At 55.6% G+C, this 18,177-nt stretch carries 12 protein-coding genes; 5 read left to right on the top strand and 7 right to left on the bottom strand.

Features of this window, described 5'->3' with window-relative positions:
* Positions 1-196: 196 nt before the first annotated feature.
* The 4 genes from CA54_RS17220 (at position 197) to CA54_RS17205 (ending at position 7,216) form a co-directional block, all read left to right on the top strand.
* The gene (locus tag CA54_RS17220; RefSeq protein ID WP_146372045.1) at positions 197-1,741 is read left to right on the top strand and encodes a sulfatase family protein; all 1,545 of its coding nucleotides are present in this window, start codon (positions 197-199) and stop codon (positions 1,739-1,741) included.
* A gap of 247 nt (positions 1,742-1,988) precedes the next feature.
* Complete coding sequence (locus CA54_RS17215; RefSeq protein ID WP_146372044.1) at positions 1,989-5,120, top strand: PSD1 and planctomycete cytochrome C domain-containing protein; 3,132 nt, start codon at positions 1,989-1,991, stop codon at positions 5,118-5,120.
* Positions 5,098-6,606, top strand: coding sequence for a DUF1501 domain-containing protein (locus CA54_RS17210; protein ID WP_231963093.1), 1,509 nt, complete (start codon positions 5,098-5,100; stop codon positions 6,604-6,606). The genes CA54_RS17215 and CA54_RS17210 overlap by 23 nt, the downstream gene beginning before the upstream one ends.
* A gap of 52 nt (positions 6,607-6,658) precedes the next feature.
* Positions 6,659-7,216, top strand: coding sequence for a DinB family protein (locus tag CA54_RS17205; protein WP_197532527.1), 558 nt, complete (start codon positions 6,659-6,661; stop codon positions 7,214-7,216).
* Between the two features lie 5 nt (positions 7,217-7,221).
* On the opposite strand, the gene CA54_RS17200 is transcribed toward CA54_RS17205, so the two are convergent.
* From CA54_RS17200 to CA54_RS17190, 3 genes are all read right to left on the bottom strand, one after another.
* Positions 7,222-8,049: an endonuclease/exonuclease/phosphatase family protein gene (locus CA54_RS17200; RefSeq protein WP_146372042.1), complete on the bottom strand. Its 828-nt coding sequence runs from the start codon at positions 8,047-8,049 to the stop codon at positions 7,222-7,224.
* Between the two features lie 76 nt (positions 8,050-8,125).
* Complete coding sequence (locus CA54_RS17195; protein ID WP_146372041.1) at positions 8,126-9,814, bottom strand: thiamine pyrophosphate-binding protein; 1,689 nt, start codon at positions 9,812-9,814, stop codon at positions 8,126-8,128.
* 62 nt (positions 9,815-9,876) lie between these two features.
* The gene (locus CA54_RS17190) at positions 9,877-10,671 is read right to left on the bottom strand and encodes an HpcH/HpaI aldolase family protein (protein WP_146372040.1); all 795 of its coding nucleotides are present in this window, start codon (positions 10,669-10,671) and stop codon (positions 9,877-9,879) included.
* Between the two features lie 321 nt (positions 10,672-10,992).
* Between CA54_RS17190 and gntH the strand changes: the two genes are divergently transcribed.
* A complete protein-coding gene (gene gntH, locus CA54_RS17185) occupies positions 10,993-12,141 on the top strand; it encodes a guanitoxin biosynthesis MBL fold metallo-hydrolase GntH (RefSeq protein ID WP_146372039.1) in 1,149 nt (382 codons plus the stop codon).
* A gap of 185 nt (positions 12,142-12,326) precedes the next feature.
* On the opposite strand, the gene CA54_RS17180 is transcribed toward gntH, so the two are convergent.
* From CA54_RS17180 to CA54_RS17165, 4 genes are all read right to left on the bottom strand, one after another.
* Positions 12,327-12,758 carry an arsenate reductase ArsC gene (locus tag CA54_RS17180; RefSeq protein WP_146372038.1) on the bottom strand — a complete coding sequence of 144 codons (432 nt, stop codon included), beginning with the start codon at positions 12,756-12,758 and terminating at the stop codon, positions 12,327-12,329.
* Between the two features lie 30 nt (positions 12,759-12,788).
* The gene (locus tag CA54_RS17175) at positions 12,789-16,013 is read right to left on the bottom strand and encodes an efflux RND transporter permease subunit (RefSeq protein WP_146372037.1); all 3,225 of its coding nucleotides are present in this window, start codon (positions 16,011-16,013) and stop codon (positions 12,789-12,791) included.
* A 38-nt stretch (positions 16,014-16,051) separates the two neighbouring features.
* The gene (locus CA54_RS17170; RefSeq protein WP_197532525.1) at positions 16,052-17,374 is read right to left on the bottom strand and encodes an efflux RND transporter periplasmic adaptor subunit; all 1,323 of its coding nucleotides are present in this window, start codon (positions 17,372-17,374) and stop codon (positions 16,052-16,054) included.
* Between the two features lie 248 nt (positions 17,375-17,622).
* Positions 17,623-18,174, bottom strand: a complete 552-nt coding sequence (locus tag CA54_RS17165) for a gamma-glutamylcyclotransferase family protein (protein ID WP_146372035.1) — start codon at positions 18,172-18,174, stop codon at positions 17,623-17,625.
* Positions 18,175-18,177 lie beyond the last annotated feature (3 nt).

The raw sequence follows: 18,177 nt of genomic DNA, 5'->3' as shown, positions 1-18,177 counted from the left end.
GACCCAATCGCCGAACAAGCCCAACACGCCGCTTGCCTGCGCATGACATTCACGTTCGCAGCGCGTTATACTCAACGTTCGGACTGACGGTTTTTTTTTAAGTCAAGTAGGGCCGGCTGTGCCGGCCGATGCTGATTTTGGATGAGGATCATGAATTTCGGCCGGTACAACCGGCCCTACGGGATGGGAGTATTCAATGCGGTATTGCATCGGTGTATTGGCGGTTGTGGCCTTGATCTCAGCAACGACGCTGCAAGCGGCGGACGATTTGCAGTTGGCGAAAGCCGACGGGGCGAAGCCGCTGAATATTGTGTTCATCCTCTCCGACGATCACCGCTACGACGTGATGAGTTTTTTGGGGCACCCGTTTGTCGAGACCCCGGCGATGGATGCGCTCGCGCGGGACGGGGTCTATTTTAAAAACGCGATGGTGACGACGTCGTTGTGCTCCCCCAGTCGGGCGTCGATTTTGACTGGGCAATACATGCACAACCACGGCGTGGTCGATAACAATGTGCTGACCAAGCCAGGAACGATTTTCTTTCCGCAATATTTGCAGGCAGCGGGTTACAACACCGGATACTTCGGCAAATGGCACATGGGCGGACATTCCGATGCGCCGCGACCGGGGTTTGATCGTTGGGTTAGTTTTCGCGGGCAAGGACATTACTATCCGCCAAAACATCTGAAGCAATGGAATTTGAACGTCGACGGCGAATCGGTACTACAAAAAGGCTACATCACCGACGAACTGACCGACTATGCCCTCGATTGGCTCAACGGTATTAAAGGACAGGACAAGCCGTTCTTCATGTATCTGTCGCACAAAGGGGTGCATGGCATGTTTCACCCGGCCGAGCGACATGCGGGGCGCTACAAAGATAAATCGATGCCGGTCCCCGAGACGATGGCCGATACTTCGGAAAACTACGAAGGCAAACCGCTGTGGCTTAAAAACCAACGCAACAGTTGGCACGGCGTCGATTTCGCCTATCATCAGGACACCGATATCGAAGAGCATTACCGGTTGTATTGCGAGGCGCTGCTCAGCGTCGACGATTCGATCGCCCGCGTGCGAAAGTGGCTGGCGGACAACGATCTGGCTGAGAACACGCTCGTGATGTACATGGGAGACAACGGGTTTCAATGGGGCGAACATGGTTTAATCGACAAACGGACCGCCTACGAAGCTTCGATGCGGGTTCCGTTGGTGGGGGTCTGCCCGCCGTTGTGGAAACCGGGCACGGTTGTCAAAGAGGTCGTCGCCAACATCGACATCGGTCCCACCTGCCTGGCCGCTGCGGACTTGAAACCGCCGGCCAATATGGATGGGCAAAGCTTTCTCGATCTGGCAGCCGGTAAAGAGGATGCAGCCCAGTGGCGCAAGAACCTGCTCTACGAATATTATTGGGAGTACAACTTTCCGCAAACGCCCACAACGTTCGCACTGCGGTCACAGCGGTACAAGTTCATCCAATACCATGGCATTTGGGATATTGATGAGTTGTACGACCTGCAAACCGATCCGCTGGAGCAGCACAATTTGATTTTCGATCCGGCCCAGCAAAAACGTATTAAGCAGATGCGTTCCGAACTGCACGAAATCCTTGTCAAAGCCGATGCCAACCGCGTGCCCTTCAGCCACAAACGACGGATGGGACAAAATCTGCGTCGTCGTAGCGGCTCCTCACCGGCGAAGTTTCCGCCGCAGTTGTTGCGAAATTCAAACGCGAAGGATTAAGAAGTTTCGAGGCTGGAGAGGACAGGCTTGAGGCAATTTGTGTTGTCCAAGTCCTGACTGATCCGCTCACCCCTCAAGCCTGTTACCTCACGCCTCAAGCCGACCCAAGAGCCCAGGGCAATCCTTGACATTGGTACAGTCATATGTTTGACTATTGATAGGTTAATTAGACGGTCGTGCTGCGCGCACCACCGAAAATCCCCGCCGATTCTCATGTTTTCTCTGCCCTTTTTCGAGGCTCTCCGCGATGCCGTTCCGCACGCGTCGGTGTTCCTTGTTTTGCCTATTGGCCGTTGTGGCCAGCGGTGCGACTTTGCGTGGCGACGATGATGCTCCGGCGTCACCGGCGATCAAGTTACCGCCCGCCGCCGAGCGGCCGATTGACTTCATCAAGGACATCCAACCGATCTTTGCCGAGTCGTGTTACGACTGCCACGGTGGGGGGGAACACGAAGGAGGGCTGCGTTTAGACGCACGTAAAGATGCGCTGAATGGCGGCGACACGGGGCAAGTGATCCGCAAAGGCAAAAGTGCGGAAAGCTTGCTGATCCAATTTGTCGCCGGTGCGACTCCCGACAAACTCATGCCCCCCGAAGATGTGAGCGATCCGCTGACAGCTGAGCAAGTCGGTTTGCTCAGAGCATGGATCGATCAAGGGGCAAACTGGCCCGATAGTGTGGCCGTTCCCGAAGGGGGGGATCCCCGCACCGAACACTGGTCCTTTCAACCGATCACCCACCCCGATCCGCCACAGGTCAAAAACAATCTGTGGGTGCGTAATGCAATTGACGCGTTCATTTTGCGCAAACTCGAAGCAGAAGACGTCGCACCGTCACCCGAAGCAAGCCGGCCGACATTGATCCGCCGATTGAGTCTCGATTTGCTGGGACTGCCACCCACCCCCGCTGAGGTCGAGGCCTTCGTTTACGATGAACGCCCCGATGCCTATGAACAATTGGTCGAACGGTTACTCGCCTCCAAGCATTTTGGCGAACGTTGGGGCCGACACTGGCTCGATCTGGCGCGCTATGCCGATAGCGATGGGTATGAAAAAGACCGCCCGCGCCCCTGGGCTTGGCGTTACCGCAATTGGGTCATCGATGCCATCAACGCAGACATGCCGTTTGATCAATTCACGACGGAGCAACTCGCAGGTGATTTACTTCCCAATGCTACGCTCGATCAAAGAATCGCGACGGGGTTTCATCGCAACACCCTGACGAATACCGAAGGGGGCACCGATAAAGAAGAGGACCGCGTTAAGCAGGTTACAGACCGCGTCAATACCACCGGAACCGTCTGGTTGGGTATGACCGTCGGTTGCGCGCAGTGCCACTCCCACAAATACGACCCGCTGTTGCAACGCGAGTACTACGGACTGTTCGCGTTTTACAACAGCGACAAAGAAGAGAACATCACCGCGCCGCTCCCGGCGGAATTGACCGCGTATAACGAAGCAAAGGCCAAATTCGATGCGGAAATGGCCCCACTCAGACAGGCGGTTGCGGAATTTAAGAAGCAGCAACTTCCTCAAAACCAAGCGGCGTGGGAACAACAACTCGCCTCCGCAACCGGTCCGCTCGGCTGGACCTTAATCCAGCCCGTTAGCTTCGCATCGGCTGGCGGCGGCACGCTTTCCCCGCAAGCGGACAAGTCGCTCCTCGCTTCGGGTGTGAACTCTGTCAAAGATGTCTACACGGTCGTGCTCAACACCAAACAAAAACGAGTCACCGGCTTGCGTTTAGAAGTCTTTGCCGACGACAGCCTGCCCAAAGCGGGCTTCGGACGTAGTGATGCCGGCACATTTGTGCTCTCGGAGATCACCGCCACGGTTGCCCCCACCGGTGATCCGACACAGGCAAAACCGTTGACGCTTCACAACCCGTCTGCTAGCAACGCTGATAAAAAATCACCGATTGCCGCCGCCATTGACGGCAAGGACGACACCGGTTGGTCCCTGGGTGGGGATCAAAAAACGAAGCGGCACGTTGCCCATTTCGCAGTCAAAGACGCCATCGGATTCGAGGGCGACGTTACCTTAACTGTCACGCTGCGGCAACTGGGTGGCAATAAAGCTACGCTCGGTCGTATCCGTATTGTGGCGACCGATGTCGAACCGGCGCAGGTTGCTCGGTTGATTCCCGACGAAATTCTCGATGTGCTCACCGTTGCCGCTGACCGGCGGACTGTGGAACAGCAAAAAATGATCGACACCTACTACCGTGGAGTCGATCCCGAATTCGTGAAGTTGACCGCTGCCGTCAAAGCACAGGCCGCCCAGGAACCACCCTATCCGCCGACGCTGGCACAAACGATTTCGCTGACCAAAGAACCGCGCAAGAATCACCTATTGATTCGCGGCGATTTCCTACGGAAGGGGGATGAAATTTCGCATCACACCCCTTCGTTCTTGCATGAATTGGAATCGGCCGACGATCAATCCCCCGACCGGCTTGTATTGGCGCGCTGGCTGATGTCGCCGGACAACCCACTCACCGCCCGCGTGACCGTCAACCGCATTTGGAAACACCTGATGGGCCGGGCCATTGTGCCGACCGAAGATGACTTTGGTTTGCGCGGCGATTTGCCGTCTCACCCGCAACTGCTCGATTGGTTGGCGAGCGAAATGATCGCCCAAGGTTGGAGCCGCAAACAAATGATCCGCGCAATCGTCCACTCCGCCACGTATCGGCAGTCGTCGGCTTATCGCCCCGAACTGGTGGGCCGCGATCCGGCCAATTCCTGGTTTGCGAGCCAGAACCGCTATCGCTTAGAAGCCGAAGTGATTCGCGACTCGTTCTTGGCTGCCAGCGGATTGCTCAGTCGCACCATCGGCGGGCCGAGTGTCAAACCTCCGCTGCCGGCCGATGTGGCCGCACTCGGCTATGCGGGGAGCGTGAAATGGAAAGAAAGCAGCGGGCAGGATCGCTACCGTCGCGGACTGTACATCTTCTTTCAGCGGACCGTCCCCTATCCAATGTTGGCCACCTTTGATGCCCCCGATTCCAATTCAACCTGTACGAAACGGGAACGCTCCAACACACCGCTACAATCGCTGACATTATTAAACGACCCCGTCTTTTTCGAAACCGCGCAGAGCATGGGGCAGCGGATGATGTCGATACACCCCGCGGACAAAACCGCCCGTTTGCAATATGCTTTTCAATTGTGCATGGCGCGGCGGCCGACAGCGGATGAGTTTGATCAACTCGAAACGCTGTATGATGAAATGCTGGTTCACGTCAAACAAGACGTTGAGGCGGGGGCGCAGTTGATCGGCAACAGGAAATTACCGGCGGAGCATCGTGCCGATACCGCCGCATCGGTCGCCGTTGCGCGTATTATTATGAATCTCGATGAATTCGTCACACGGGAGTAACCGTATGGACCCGCTTGAGCAACATATTGCAAAGACACGCCGCGATTTCCTCGCCACATCCGCGAGCGGATTGGGGACGTTGGCGCTCACATCGCTGCTGCAGCAAGAAGGGTTGCTCGCCGCGGATTCGACGACGACCGATCCTCTGGCCCCCAAGGCGCCGCATTTTGCCCCCAAAGCGAAGAACTGCATTTTCATCTTCATGGCGGGTGCGCCAAGCCAGTTGGATTTGTTCGATCCCAAGCCCAAGCTCAAGGAATTGCATGGCAAGCCGCTCCCCGAGTCGCTGACCAAAAGCGTCCGCTTCGCCTTCATCAAAAAAGAATCGGCCGTGCTGATCGGCAGTAAACGCAAGTTTACGCCGCATGGGGAATGCGGCATGGAACTCTCGGATGTGCTCCCCAACATCGGCACCTGCGCCGATGACATCGCACTGATTCGCTCCATGCGGTCTACACAGTTCAATCACCACCCCGGCCAACTGCTGATGACCAGCGGCGTGCCGCGGTTTGGCTTTCCCTCGGTCGGTTCCTGGTTAAATTACGGTCTGGGGACCGCATCGCGCGACTTACCCGGATACGTGGTGTTGACCTCCGGGCGTGGAGCCAGCGGCGGCGCAACGAATTGGACGAGCGGTTTTTTGCCTTCGACCTATCAGGGCGTGTTGTTTCGCAACAAGGGCGAACCGGTGTTGAATCTCAACAACCCCGCCGGCGTGAGTACGCAGATGCAGAAAACAGGACTGGAAGCGCTGACCAGCTTGAACCAGTCTCGCTACGAACGGATCCACGATCCCGAAATCGCCAGCCGGATTGCTTCCTACGAATTGGCGTACCGCATGCAGACGGCGGCGCCGGAATTGATCGATCTCTCCGGCGAAACTCAAGCGACACTCGACGCCTATGGCGTGGGCCGCACGGAAGAAGGCATGAAAATGGGTCGCGGCGGCGGAAAAGGAACCTTCAATTCTTTTTCCACAAATTGCCTACTAGCTCGCCGATTGATCGAACGGGGCGTCCGCTTCACAAACATCATCCATGCCTCTTGGGACCATCACAGCAGCCTGGATACGGAAATCGAATTCAACGCCAAAATGGCCGATCAGCCGGTGGCGGCACTGATTAAGGATCTCAAGGAACGGGGCCTGCTCGACGAAACGTTGGTTGTCTGGGGCTGCGAGTTCGGCCGCACGCCGCTGGGCGAAAATCGTGGCGGTTCTCGTGATTCCAATACCGGCCGCGACCACCACCCCTTTGCCTTTAGTATGTTCATGGCCGGCGGCGGCATCAAAGGGGGCCAAGTCATCGGCCGCACCGACGACGTCGGCTGGAACATCGAAGAAGATCCGGTCGAAGTCAACGACCTGCACGCCACATTGCTGCACCTGTTCGGCATCAATCATTTGAAGTTGACCGTAAGATTCGGCGGACGCGACGTCCGCTTGACCGATGTGGCGGGCAACGTGGTGCAGAAGCTGTTGGCGTAAAGGACTCGCCCTCAACACATTCTCCACCGCTTGCTAATGGATGAGCCAACTGATGCCAATCGAATCGACGCCCAATCACAACATCCAACCACAGGGTAATTCCGCGGCGGACGCATTTATTGCAGAGTCACGACAAACGTTGGATTCCGCCCAACAAAAAATCGTGCATTGTCTGAAACAATTACCCGACGACGATCTCAATTGGCGGCCATTCCCCTCGGCCAACAGTGTGCAAACAATTGTGCTGCATCTGTGCGGAAACGTGCGACAGTGGATCATGCACGGTGTGGGGGGACAAGCGGATGTGCGGAATCGCCCGCAGGAATTTGCCGAGCAACAACCGTTGGCCAAAGCGGAGTTGCTTGAGCGGCTCAGCCAGACCGTAGCGGATGCGGATGCGGTGCTGAGCGAATTCGACATACGGCGGCTCACCGAAGCGCGAAAGGTACAAGGGTTCGATACGAATCTGCTGTCGGTGATCTATGATTGCGTCAGCCACTTTGTAGGCCATACCCATCAGATCGTCTACATCACGCGTCTGCGCCTTGGCGACGCATATCGCTTCGCGTGGGTGCCCGAAGGCATCGACCGTGCGCAAGCGGGCGAATGACGCTGCTACTCGGGTTTCGCAAGGGCGACCTTGGCGAAGATCCCCAGATGGTCCGAGACTTGATCGGGCAATGAACGGTATTCCATAATCTCGAATTCCGAAGAAACGAAAATCCAATCAATCCGCCGACGTGGTCGGTGGGCGGGAAAGGTGGCGATTTTCTCCGTCGGGTGGTGCGTGTGCAGTCCCAAATTGTCGGCCAATTGCCGCAATGAACTCCGCTGTCGGCCCCAGCCGCAATTCATGTCGCCCAGGATGATCAACGGATTCCCACGTGCGGAGACGACGTTGATCAACTCTTGAATTTGCCGGGTTCGTTGCCGGAAACTCAAAAAATCGAGATGCACAGAAACAATATCAACGTCGCACCCGAATTCGGGGACGGTGACTGTGGCTACGACGAATCCTTTTTTGGGGGTCGGCGGCGAAGGAGCAAATGCATGGGACTTCGTAGCCGAAAGCGGCCAGCGCGATAACAGTGCCGTGCCGTAGGTCAGATGCGAATTCCGCGCACGGATCGCCAAATGCCCACCGCGGAAGTGGTACTCCAAATCTCCCAGGTGCCCCACGCGAGCCACGTGATTGAAGTTGCCGCTCCAAAACGACGGTCCGTCCGCCTCCTGCAAGGCGACGACATCCACCTCTTCGCGGCGAACCACCGCAGCAATATCGGCCAGATTCTCTTCGATGGTCGCCCGCGACAATAACACCTGATGACGCGCCAATTTCCGCCCATGAGCAATATTCAAACTCATGACATTCAGCGTCGGCCGCTGCGGCGGATCCCCCCCTGCCTCGGCAGATTGCGAAGTACGTCCTGTTTCCTCTGCCACCCCAGTCTCCAACCAAGCGTCTCGTCAACCAGTCTCGTTAGTTTATACAATGACCCGCATTTTAGCGTATGAGAAATCAATAGCCCAGCCGCCCGGGAGTTTGTCGGTCGATCGGCACATCGAATAATCGCGGCACGTCGCCTGCCAGCGATGCGCGGACTTTTTCCGTCAGTTCATCCGGCTCGGTAATCCGCTCCGCCTGGACGCCCAAAGACTGGGCCAATGCCACCATGTCCACTTCCGGACCGGCAATGTCCATCCCTTCAAATCGCCCCGCCTGGGCTTGCGGCAAATCCATTCCCTGGGCACCGATCTTCAGAATCTGATACTGCGCATTATTGCAGATCACAAAGGTCACCGGAATCCGATAGCGTGCCGCCGTCCACAGTCCTTGAATCCCGTACAGCGATGCCCCTTCGCCCAACACCGCCAACACCGGGCGATTGGGCCACGCCAATTTCACGCCGATGCTGCAACCCAAACCCCACCCCAACGCCCAACCGCGATGGCCAAAGTAACCGGTCGGGTCGGCAATGGCTCCCAACCGCTCCAAATGCGTGTTCGTGGTCGTGACCGCTTCTTCAATTACAGCCACATTCGGCGGCAAAGCACGCGCGAGGCTGTGCATGATCACTGCTGAGGTCAACGGGCGCTGGTCTTGCTGCGAGGTGATCGTTGTCTGAAGTTCATTGCGTAGTTGTTGATGCACCTCGCTGTGCAGTGCGGTCCGCCCACGAACGACCGTCTGCTGTTCGTCGCTCTGCCGGCTGCGAACCAGTTTCGCCAATTCAGCTAGACCGACTTTAGGATCACCCGCCAATGCGACTTCAGTGGGATAATTTTTGCCCAATTCCCAATAATTCTGATCGAGATGAATCAGCCGCGTATGCACGGGCAATGCTCGCGCCGGTTCGAAATAGACATATAACCGAAAAACGTCGGTTCCCGCCACGAACAGCACGTCGAATTCACTCAGGCGCTGCTCAATCTCGGGTGCCCACAACGGCAATCCCGGCGCCGAGAGTGGATGCGTACAGGGAAAACTGAGCCGTCCATGCGTCGTACCCGATTCCGAAATGACCGGAGCGCCGAGCGTTTCGGCCAGTTCCACCAATTCGGCAACGCCGTCCGCTTCAACTACGCGGCTGCCGACGAGAATGCCGGGGTTTTTAGCATGGCACAACAATTCCGCGGCGCGCTGCAATTCTGCCGCCGGAGGACGGACTTGCGGGTTGATCGGTTGGGGCGGCGTGAGGTCGAATTCGGCAATTTCGCGCTGCACGTCCACAGGAATCGACAAAAACACCGGTCCGGTCGGGGGCATCAGCGCCGTTTGCACAGCCCGGCGAATCGCGTTGGGTAGGTCGGCGGCGCGTTCGACCTCCACGGCCCATTTCGTCCAAGGTTTGGCGACGCTCACCATATCGGACCAGAGGATCGGTTCCTGGAATTTTAGTCGGCGATCCTGCTGTCCGGCGGTCACGATCAAAGGGGTGCCGGCGCGATAGGCGTTGTATAACATGCCCATCCCGTTTCCCAAACCGCAACTGATATGCAGATTCACCACACCCGGCGATCGGCTGGCTTGCGCATACCCTTCGGCAATCCCCACCACCGGGACTTCCTGTAAGCCCAGGATGTATTTGATCCGCGGGTGATCGACGAGCGCATCGGACAACGGCAATTCCGTTGTGCCCGGATTGCCAAATAAATACTTGACCCCCGCATCGGCCAATAATTCCAAAATCGCTTCCGAGCCATTCATAGTCGTTCGTCCCGTGCCGTATTGCGGTCAGACATTCCGCGGCTACAACGTCTTCCTCAATCCTAGTACCGCGCCAAGTCTGCCGCCTTCTTTAATCCGAGCGCTGATACACAGCGTTGGGCTTCGACCGTCATGAATTTGAGTTCGCTAGCGAGGGCGATGAATTGCCAGCCTTCCTCGATACGGCGCGTGACATCGTCGGTACTCAACACATGCAGGCCGACCGGTGTGCCCACTTTTTTGCCGATGGCCAAAATTCTCTGCAGCATCGCCTCGTGTTGTTCGGGAGTGGGATCGGTGCCGTCGGGAGAGCGCATGTTGAAGGCCAAATCGTGCGGACCGACAAAAATCGCGTCAACGCCCGGTAGACTATAGATTTCCTCGGCGTTCTCCACGCCCTCGGGGGATTCGGTTTGCAGAATGCACAGGACTTCATCGTTGGCGTGTTTGAAGTAATCTCCCGGCGTCGCATCGAAATTCATCGAATGCAATCCGCCGCCAACGGAACGATTGCCGACGGGCGGGTACTTCGTCGCCGCGATGGCGATTTTGGCCTGTTCGACCGTATTGACCATCGGCACCACAATGCCATGCGCACCGCCGTCCAGGACGCGTTTGATTAGGTCATGATCGCCGCGAGGTACGCGGGCCAGCGGGACGCAACCGGCATCAGCGATCGCGCCGAACACGGCCGAGGCTTGGCTCCAGTCGATCGGCGAATGTTCCATGTCCAATGTCAGCCAGGGGAAACCCGCACGGGCCATAATCCGACTGGCGAACAGGTCGCCGAACGACAACCAAGTCCCGACCTGCGGCTTACCGGCGGCCAGAGCTGCTTTGACGGGGTTTTTCTTCATAATGACTGGTCTCAAAGGTGATCAAAAAAACAGGAAAGGCCGCTCCAAAACAACCGCGTACCAACGATTCATTTCGGCTCAATGCAACCCGACTCTGCTTCGGTGTGTTGAAACATCGGAAAAGTGGTCGGGAGAAGAGCTATCAAATACGAAGTGTACAGTATCCTTGCGGCCTGGAGTAGGGAATCGAAACACATCGACCGTCAATTTGAACTTCCCCACGAATATCATAGACTCTTGTCGAAGCTCCCACGAGCTCCTGGGATGTTCAATGGATAGAAACAGCATTTGGAAATTGCGATTTCGAATTGGCTATAGTAAATTTACGAAACGGCATTTCGATCAACACATCTATCATTCGCGCCTGGAATTAAGCGAAGGGGGACGAGGCATGTCAAAAAAAACCTACTCCGGCATCTCAACCGCTGTAATTCTTATTGGGGGACACGCCCTAAACAGGCGGCGGCTTGCTGGCTGGTTGAGCTAGGTAATGGAGACAAATTCATTTTTGACATAGGCAGTGGTTCGGCGGAGCGACTCTCCGCTCAAAAAATCCCCTACGATTATCTCGACAAAGTCTTTATCGGACATTTGCATTCAGATCACTTCGGTGACCTGGGGGATCTCTGGATTGGTGGTGTGATCGGTAACCGACAACGTCCTTTGCGTGTCTGGGGACCAAGTGGCGCCAAGCCTGAGTACGGGACGAAATATGCTTGCGATCACATGCAGAAGATGTTTGCCTGGGATACCGCCTCACGGATGGGAAACGTCAACACCCGCGGGCAAAAATTGGAAGTCAATGAGTTCGACTACAAGGCTGTCAATGAAGTCATTTACAATGAAAACGGAGTAATTGTCCGCAGCATTCCTGCGATTCATGCCATTGATGGTTGTGTGAGTTTCATTTTGGAATGGAATGATTTGAAATTTGCGTTTACGAGTGACACGTTCCCAAACAAATGGTGGATCGAGCATACGAAAGGTTGCGACATTTCGATACACGAGTGTTTTGCCCCTCCCTCAGTCCTCATCGACAAACAAAAATGGCCGGCATCTGATGCGCTGAATGTGGGAACTCAAGTACATACTTCTCCGGCGCAGTTCGGCAAGGTGATGAGCGAGACCAAGCCACGCCTAGCGGTCGGATATCACGTCTTCAACGACTTTGATACGCTTCCAGCCGTGACAAGCATGGTCCGCAAGACTTATGACGGCCCCTTCGTGTTAGCAACCGACTACATGGTCATCAACGTCACAAGTGACGACATCAGAGTCCGGATGGCCGTCATCGATGAAGACATTTGGCCGCAACCATCGGTCACCGAAAAACTCCCTGCGGACCCCAGTCAGAAAATCGGCTTCTCTGACTTTATCAGGGGTGGACGCGTGCCGTATTGCGAAGTTGTGGACAAGATCTATGCCGACATCAACAAAAGGTACGACAGTGATGTGAAACCACCGAAATAACCGGTCGTCGATTCCGTTGTTGCATACATCATCAAATGCCCCCTGACACAGTGGGGTGCCTGACGAAGCCGTCGACTGAATGCGCGTTGCAAACCGCCTGAAAGCCGCGCCGGATCGTTCGGGAGACCTGCGGTTGGGCGGATGCGCGCTCACGAGACCCACGCACAACGAGCGCGCGATGAGGATCAACGTCCCGAATCGCGGTTGTCGCCGGTATGCACCGTCTGCAACAACGTCTTGACCTTCTGTTCAATCAGATCTCGGACTTCACGGAACTCCTCGGGCGGCATCTCGCGGGGGTCGGGGATGTCCCAGTCTTCGCGACGCCCGGCCGCCACATGCGGACAGGCATCGCCGCAGCCCATAGTGACGGCCGCCGCGAAGCGCAGTCCAGCCACCGCATCGAGTGATTCTGAGGCGTGTTTCGACAAATCGTAGCCCGATTCGCGCATCGCTGCGACAGCTTTGGGATTTACTTTTCCCGATGGTCGCGAACCGGCGCTATGCGCCTCGATTTGCGGGCCGCCATGCATGCGAGCGAACGCTTCGGCCATTTGGCTGCGATTGGAATTTTCGACGCATACGAATAAGACCCGCAACGGTTCTGTCTCGCTCATGGATCATCGACCTTCCGATCGCGCGCGGGGCTAAGATGCGGCCGGTTTGGGGGACGTCTCGGCGTTTGCCTCCCCGCCGCTGTCCTGCGTCTTGTTGCGGTCGGTGAATTTCATAATCACCGAATAGAACACGGGGGTGAAGAATAGACCGAAGAACGTGACGCCCAACATGCCCGCGACCACGCCTACGCCCAATGCGATCCGCATTTCCGCTCCGGCGCCCGTCGCCAAGATCAGCGGCAAAAATCCCAGCACAGACGAGAATGCGGTCATCAGAATCGGCCGCAACCGCAACCGGCAAGCTTCGACGACCGCATCGATCCGCGACATTCCCTCGTCTTGTTTGTTACGGGCGAATTCCACAATCAAAATCGCGTTTTTCGCCGACAATCCGACCAACAGTACCTGGCCGATTTGCGTGAAAATATTGCTGTCCATCTTGGCGATCAACACGCCGGCAATAGAACAGAAAAGGCACATCGGCACGATCAGAATCACTGCTAACGGTAACGACCAGCTTTCATATTGTGCTGCCAACACCAGGAAAACGAAAACCACTGCCAACGGGAAGACGAGTTTTGTCATCAGGTCCTTGGAGGCCTCGATTTGCTGATAGGTGAGGTCGGTCCACAAGAAGTCCATCCCTGGCCCCAATTCTTTTGTCTTCAATCCTTCCATAATCATGATCGCATCGCCGGAACTGGTACCGGGCGTGTTGTTGCCGTTGATTTCCGCTGACGGATAGCTCTGGTAGTGGTTGACGATGGCCGGTCCGGTCGTATCGACGATCTTAACCAGGGTCGACAGTGGAACCATGTCCCCTTTGTCGTTACGCACTCTCAGCCGTCCAATATCTTGTGGAGTGAGGCGGTAGGATGCATCAGCCTGGACATTCACCTGCCAGTTGCGATTGTCGCGGGTGAAGTCGTTTGCATAACCAGATCCTAAATAGACCTGCAATGTTTCAAACAAGTCATTTAGGGCAACACCTTGTGTTTTGGCTTTCGTACGATCGATATCCAGATATAGCTGAGGTTGGCTAACGCTGAATGTGGTAGATAGTCCGACTAGGCCGGGCTGTGCATTGCCAGCACTCGCCAGTCGGTCGACTCCCTTTTGCAACTCAAGAAGGCCCAACGAACCGATATCTCGGACCTGCAACTTGAATCCGCCGGTGCTGCCTAAACCGTCGATCGGCGGCGCGCCAAAGGCTGCTACGCTAGCCTCTTGAATCACGTTGAACCGTTTTCGTAAATCTGCGGCAATTGCATCCGCATAGAGGTGATCTACTCCGGCCCGTTTATCAAAGTCGTCCAACACCAAAATTGCCGTACCGGCATTCGACAAGTTGGAACTAATTAACAATGAATAACCGGACACACCAATAACGCTTTTCACACCAGGCGTTTCCTTGGCGATATCGATGATTTTTTGTACCACATCGTCAGTCCGCTCCAAACTGGCGGCGTCGGGAAGTTGTGCGTTGACGACCAAATACCCTTTGTCCTGTTGCGGAATAAATCCTTGCGGTACCGTCATGAAACCGTAATAGGTTAGTCCCAGCAAGCCGCCGTAAAGCAATAGCGTAAATAAGGCCCCGCGGACAATCCAATACACGCTCCGAGCGTATCCGTTTTTAGACTTGTCCATCGCCCAATTAAAACCTTTGAACAACCACCAGCCGAAAGCGACTTCCATAAACAGTTCAGCAGGGTCCTTCTTGGCCGTGGGAGGCTTAAGCAGAAGCGCGCACAATGCCGGGCTAAGCGTGAGCGCGTTAAAGGTCGAAATGGCGACCGCCGCCGCGATCGTCAACGCGAATTGCTTATAGAATTCTCCCGTGATGCCCGCCATGAACCCAGTCGGCACGAAAACCGCCAGCAGTACTAACGACGTAGCGATGACCGGTCCAACGAGTTCCGTCATCGCTTTCCGGGCAGCGTCCCGTTGCGATAACCCAGAGGCGAGATGTGACTCGACTGCTTCAACAATCACGATAGCGTCGTCGACGACAACGCCGATCGCTAACACCAATCCGAATAACGACAAATTGTTCAGCGAAAAACCGAACATCGCCATGCCGCCGAATGCTCCGATCAGTGAAACCGGCACCGCAACCATAGGAATGATCGTTGCCCGCCACGATTGTAAGAAAATCAGGACAACAACAAATACCAGGCCCAATGCCTGCAACAGGGTAACATACACGTCCTTGATCGATTGATCGATGAATACAGTCGTATCGTAATCGATACGGTACTCGACGCCATTCGGGAAACGGCCTGTGTTCTTCAGATCCTCCATTGTCGCTCGGACAGCCTGAGCAGTTTCCAACGCGTTGGAACCAGGCAGTTGAAACACAGCTAGCGTGATCGACGGCAATGTGACCCCCGACTTGCCGTTGTATGAACTTTCCATGTCGTAGGACTTGGCGCCCAACTCGACGCGGCCCACGTCTTTTAAGCGAGTGAGTCGTCCATCTTCGCCAGTGCGAACGATAATGTTGGCGAATTCCTCTTCTTCCACCAACCGGCCTTGGCTGTTCAACGTGTATTGGAAACCAACGTTGTTGTTGCCCACCGGGGGTGAACCAAGACGACCGGCTGCGACTTGTACGTTTTGTTCACGCACTGCGGCCATCACGTCCCCAGCGGTCATGTCGCGGGCGGACAGCTTCTGCGGGTCGAGCCAAAGTCGCATACTGAAGTCGCGGGCACCCCAAATCGCGACATCGCCGACTCCCTTGACACGGGCGATATCGTCCTTGACTTTCGTTGTGACAAAGTTGCTCAAGAACAATGAATCATGCGTGTTCTCCGGCGAGATGATGTTTACCATCATTAGGATACTGGGAGAACGTTTTTTGGTGGTCACGCCTTGCCGGCTGACTTCCTCCGGGAGCTTCGGCATAGCGATTGCGACGCGATTCTGCACAAAGACTTGTGCCATGTCGATGTCGGTGCCTAGTGCAAACGTAACGTCAAGCGTCAATTGCCCGTCGTTGGTTGAGCGGGACGACATGTAAATCATGTTTTCCACGCCGTTGATTTCGTTCTCAATCGGTGTGGCCACCGTCTCGGCAACCGTTTCAGCATTCGCGCCTGGATAACTGGTTGTCACTTGAATTGTCGGCGGCGCGACCTCAGGATATTGCGCAACTGGCAAACTCAGGTAAGACACCCCGCCCACAATGACGATCACAACCGATAACACGGTGGCGAAGATGGGGCGATCAATGAAGAAATGCGAAAACATCGCGGTATCCGAATCAAATAATAATTGTGAGAAATGAACTAGTTCGCAACGTCACTGTTGCTGTTTTCCGAATCCGCTTCATCAACTTTTGGTTCTGCTTTTATTGCCGCATCCGCGGGCTCGCCGTCCGGAGTTACATCACCGGGAACCGACACCGCGGCCGGTTCGGTAACGGCTTTGACCGGAATAATTTCGCCTTCCGTTGCCTTGACGGTATCGCCGTCGCGGACGCGTTGCGCACCGTTGATGATGATCCGATCTTCGGCCGACACACCGGATTCGATGACCTGTAAACCGTCATCGGTCAATGTCCCCAACTCCACAGGTTTTTTAATTACTTTGTTCTTTGCGTCGACTACAAGTACGAATTTCTGATTGAGATCCGTACCAATCGCGGTCTGCGGAACGAGCAATTCCGTTTTGGCTTGGCCAAGCGGTATGCGAACTTTTACAAACAGTCCGGCGGACAAGTATTCGTCGGTATTATCAAACCGACCCCGAACGCGCAACGTGCCTGTCGTAGGATCTACTTGATTGTCAACGAAGTCGATGACCCCCTGATGTGGAAATCCTTTTTCGTTGGCCAAACCGATAAAAACTGGCCGTTTTTGATCACGGACCCGCGAATGACGAGCCTCCGGATTGTTTGTTCGCGAAATCCGTTGTGCTTCCAACATCGTGAATTCGTCGACATCGAAATAGACGTACATCGGATCAACGCTGACTAGTGTTGTCAGGGGAGTGCCGGAGGACTGGTCGGCGGTGACCAAGTTTCCCTTTGTGACTAATGCGCGGCTAACACGGCCCTTCACCGGAGCGATGATGGTCGTGAACTCTAGATCAAGTTTCGCACTATCAACAGCTGCCTGTGAGCCTTTGAGTGCCGCTTGGGATTGGAGAACCAACGCCTCTGCTTGATCAAAGTCCTCTTGTATACCGGCGCCAGATTTCAGCAAACGCGTTTGACGATCCAAGTCCGCTTTGTTCTTGGCAATGGAGGCCTGCCAGCGTTCGATTTCCGATTCGGCCGCGTTGAGCACTTCTTGGAACGGGCGAGGGTCAATTTGGAAGAGCAGCGCTCCCACATCAACGACGTCGCCCTCAACGAAATTCACTTCGGTGATATAGCCGGTGACACGCGCGCGAATTTCGACGTTTTCCACGGCAGCGACCCGACCGGGAAACTGTCGCGAGTCTACAATTTCCCTCTGCAACGCCACCCCTGTCGTCACCTCGGGAGGAGGTGTTTTTTCCAAAGCGACGGTCCGTTCCACGCAACCGCTTAGGCCAACGACAATCAGGCAAAACCCCATCGGCCATGCCCGTACCAGACTTGGCAACGTCGAAAATGAACGTTCCATCACTCGCCTCGGAACCACAGAATGAAAAATAATTGTCAAAACAACATAGATCTCAGCGTCGGCCGATTCGCATTGCATGTGCCGACACCTAGTCAGGTACTCGGAGTGTAACCACTTTTCAATCAGACAACATTACAAAAGACAAAAAATGTGAGCCCCCATCGCGGAATTCCCGATGACCTCGCAGTGCACGCCACCCACGACCGATGCCGAATCGCCTAACAGACAAAACTCCAACGGCGACGCGGCTATCCGCGACCAGCTGTGCGCGATAGACGCCAATTCTTCTCGCGACGAATTGCATCAGCATCGCGGATTGACTCAAATTGGGCCAAATCCACCAGATAGTCAGCGGGTAAACCATGCTGCCGGCCACCTTGGAGCACGAATTCCCGGTACCAACAAAACGGTTTCAGCTGCGCATCCAGCATCTCCGCTCGAGCAGCATAGATCACAGCCTCGGTCGTCGTCCCGCCGGCCAATTCGACTGTGACGGTCAGATCGTCATACCCCACACCGACAGATTCGAATTCATCCAACACCGGTTTGTCGGCAGCGGCAATCTCAAACAGCACGCCCCACACACGGTCCTCAGCAACACCGGTATAAAACGCATCCGCCTTGCCGGACCCATCCAAGCCCCGCTTATGAAACACAAACTGCCGCTGAGCAACAACCCCCAACCCCACCGGCACCGCACTGGCAACCCGCGCGCGGAGACGAGCGGTGTGCATGTTGGAACCGTAGGCGAAGATTTGCATAGCCGTTTGTAGGTCACGCTGTGCGTGACGTTGCTTCATGAA

It is taken from the genome of Symmachiella macrocystis (genome assembly GCF_007860075.1).
Lineage (GTDB): Bacteria > Planctomycetota > Planctomycetia > Planctomycetales > Planctomycetaceae > Symmachiella > Symmachiella macrocystis.
This window is presented reverse-complemented; position numbering and strand designations above follow the sequence as displayed.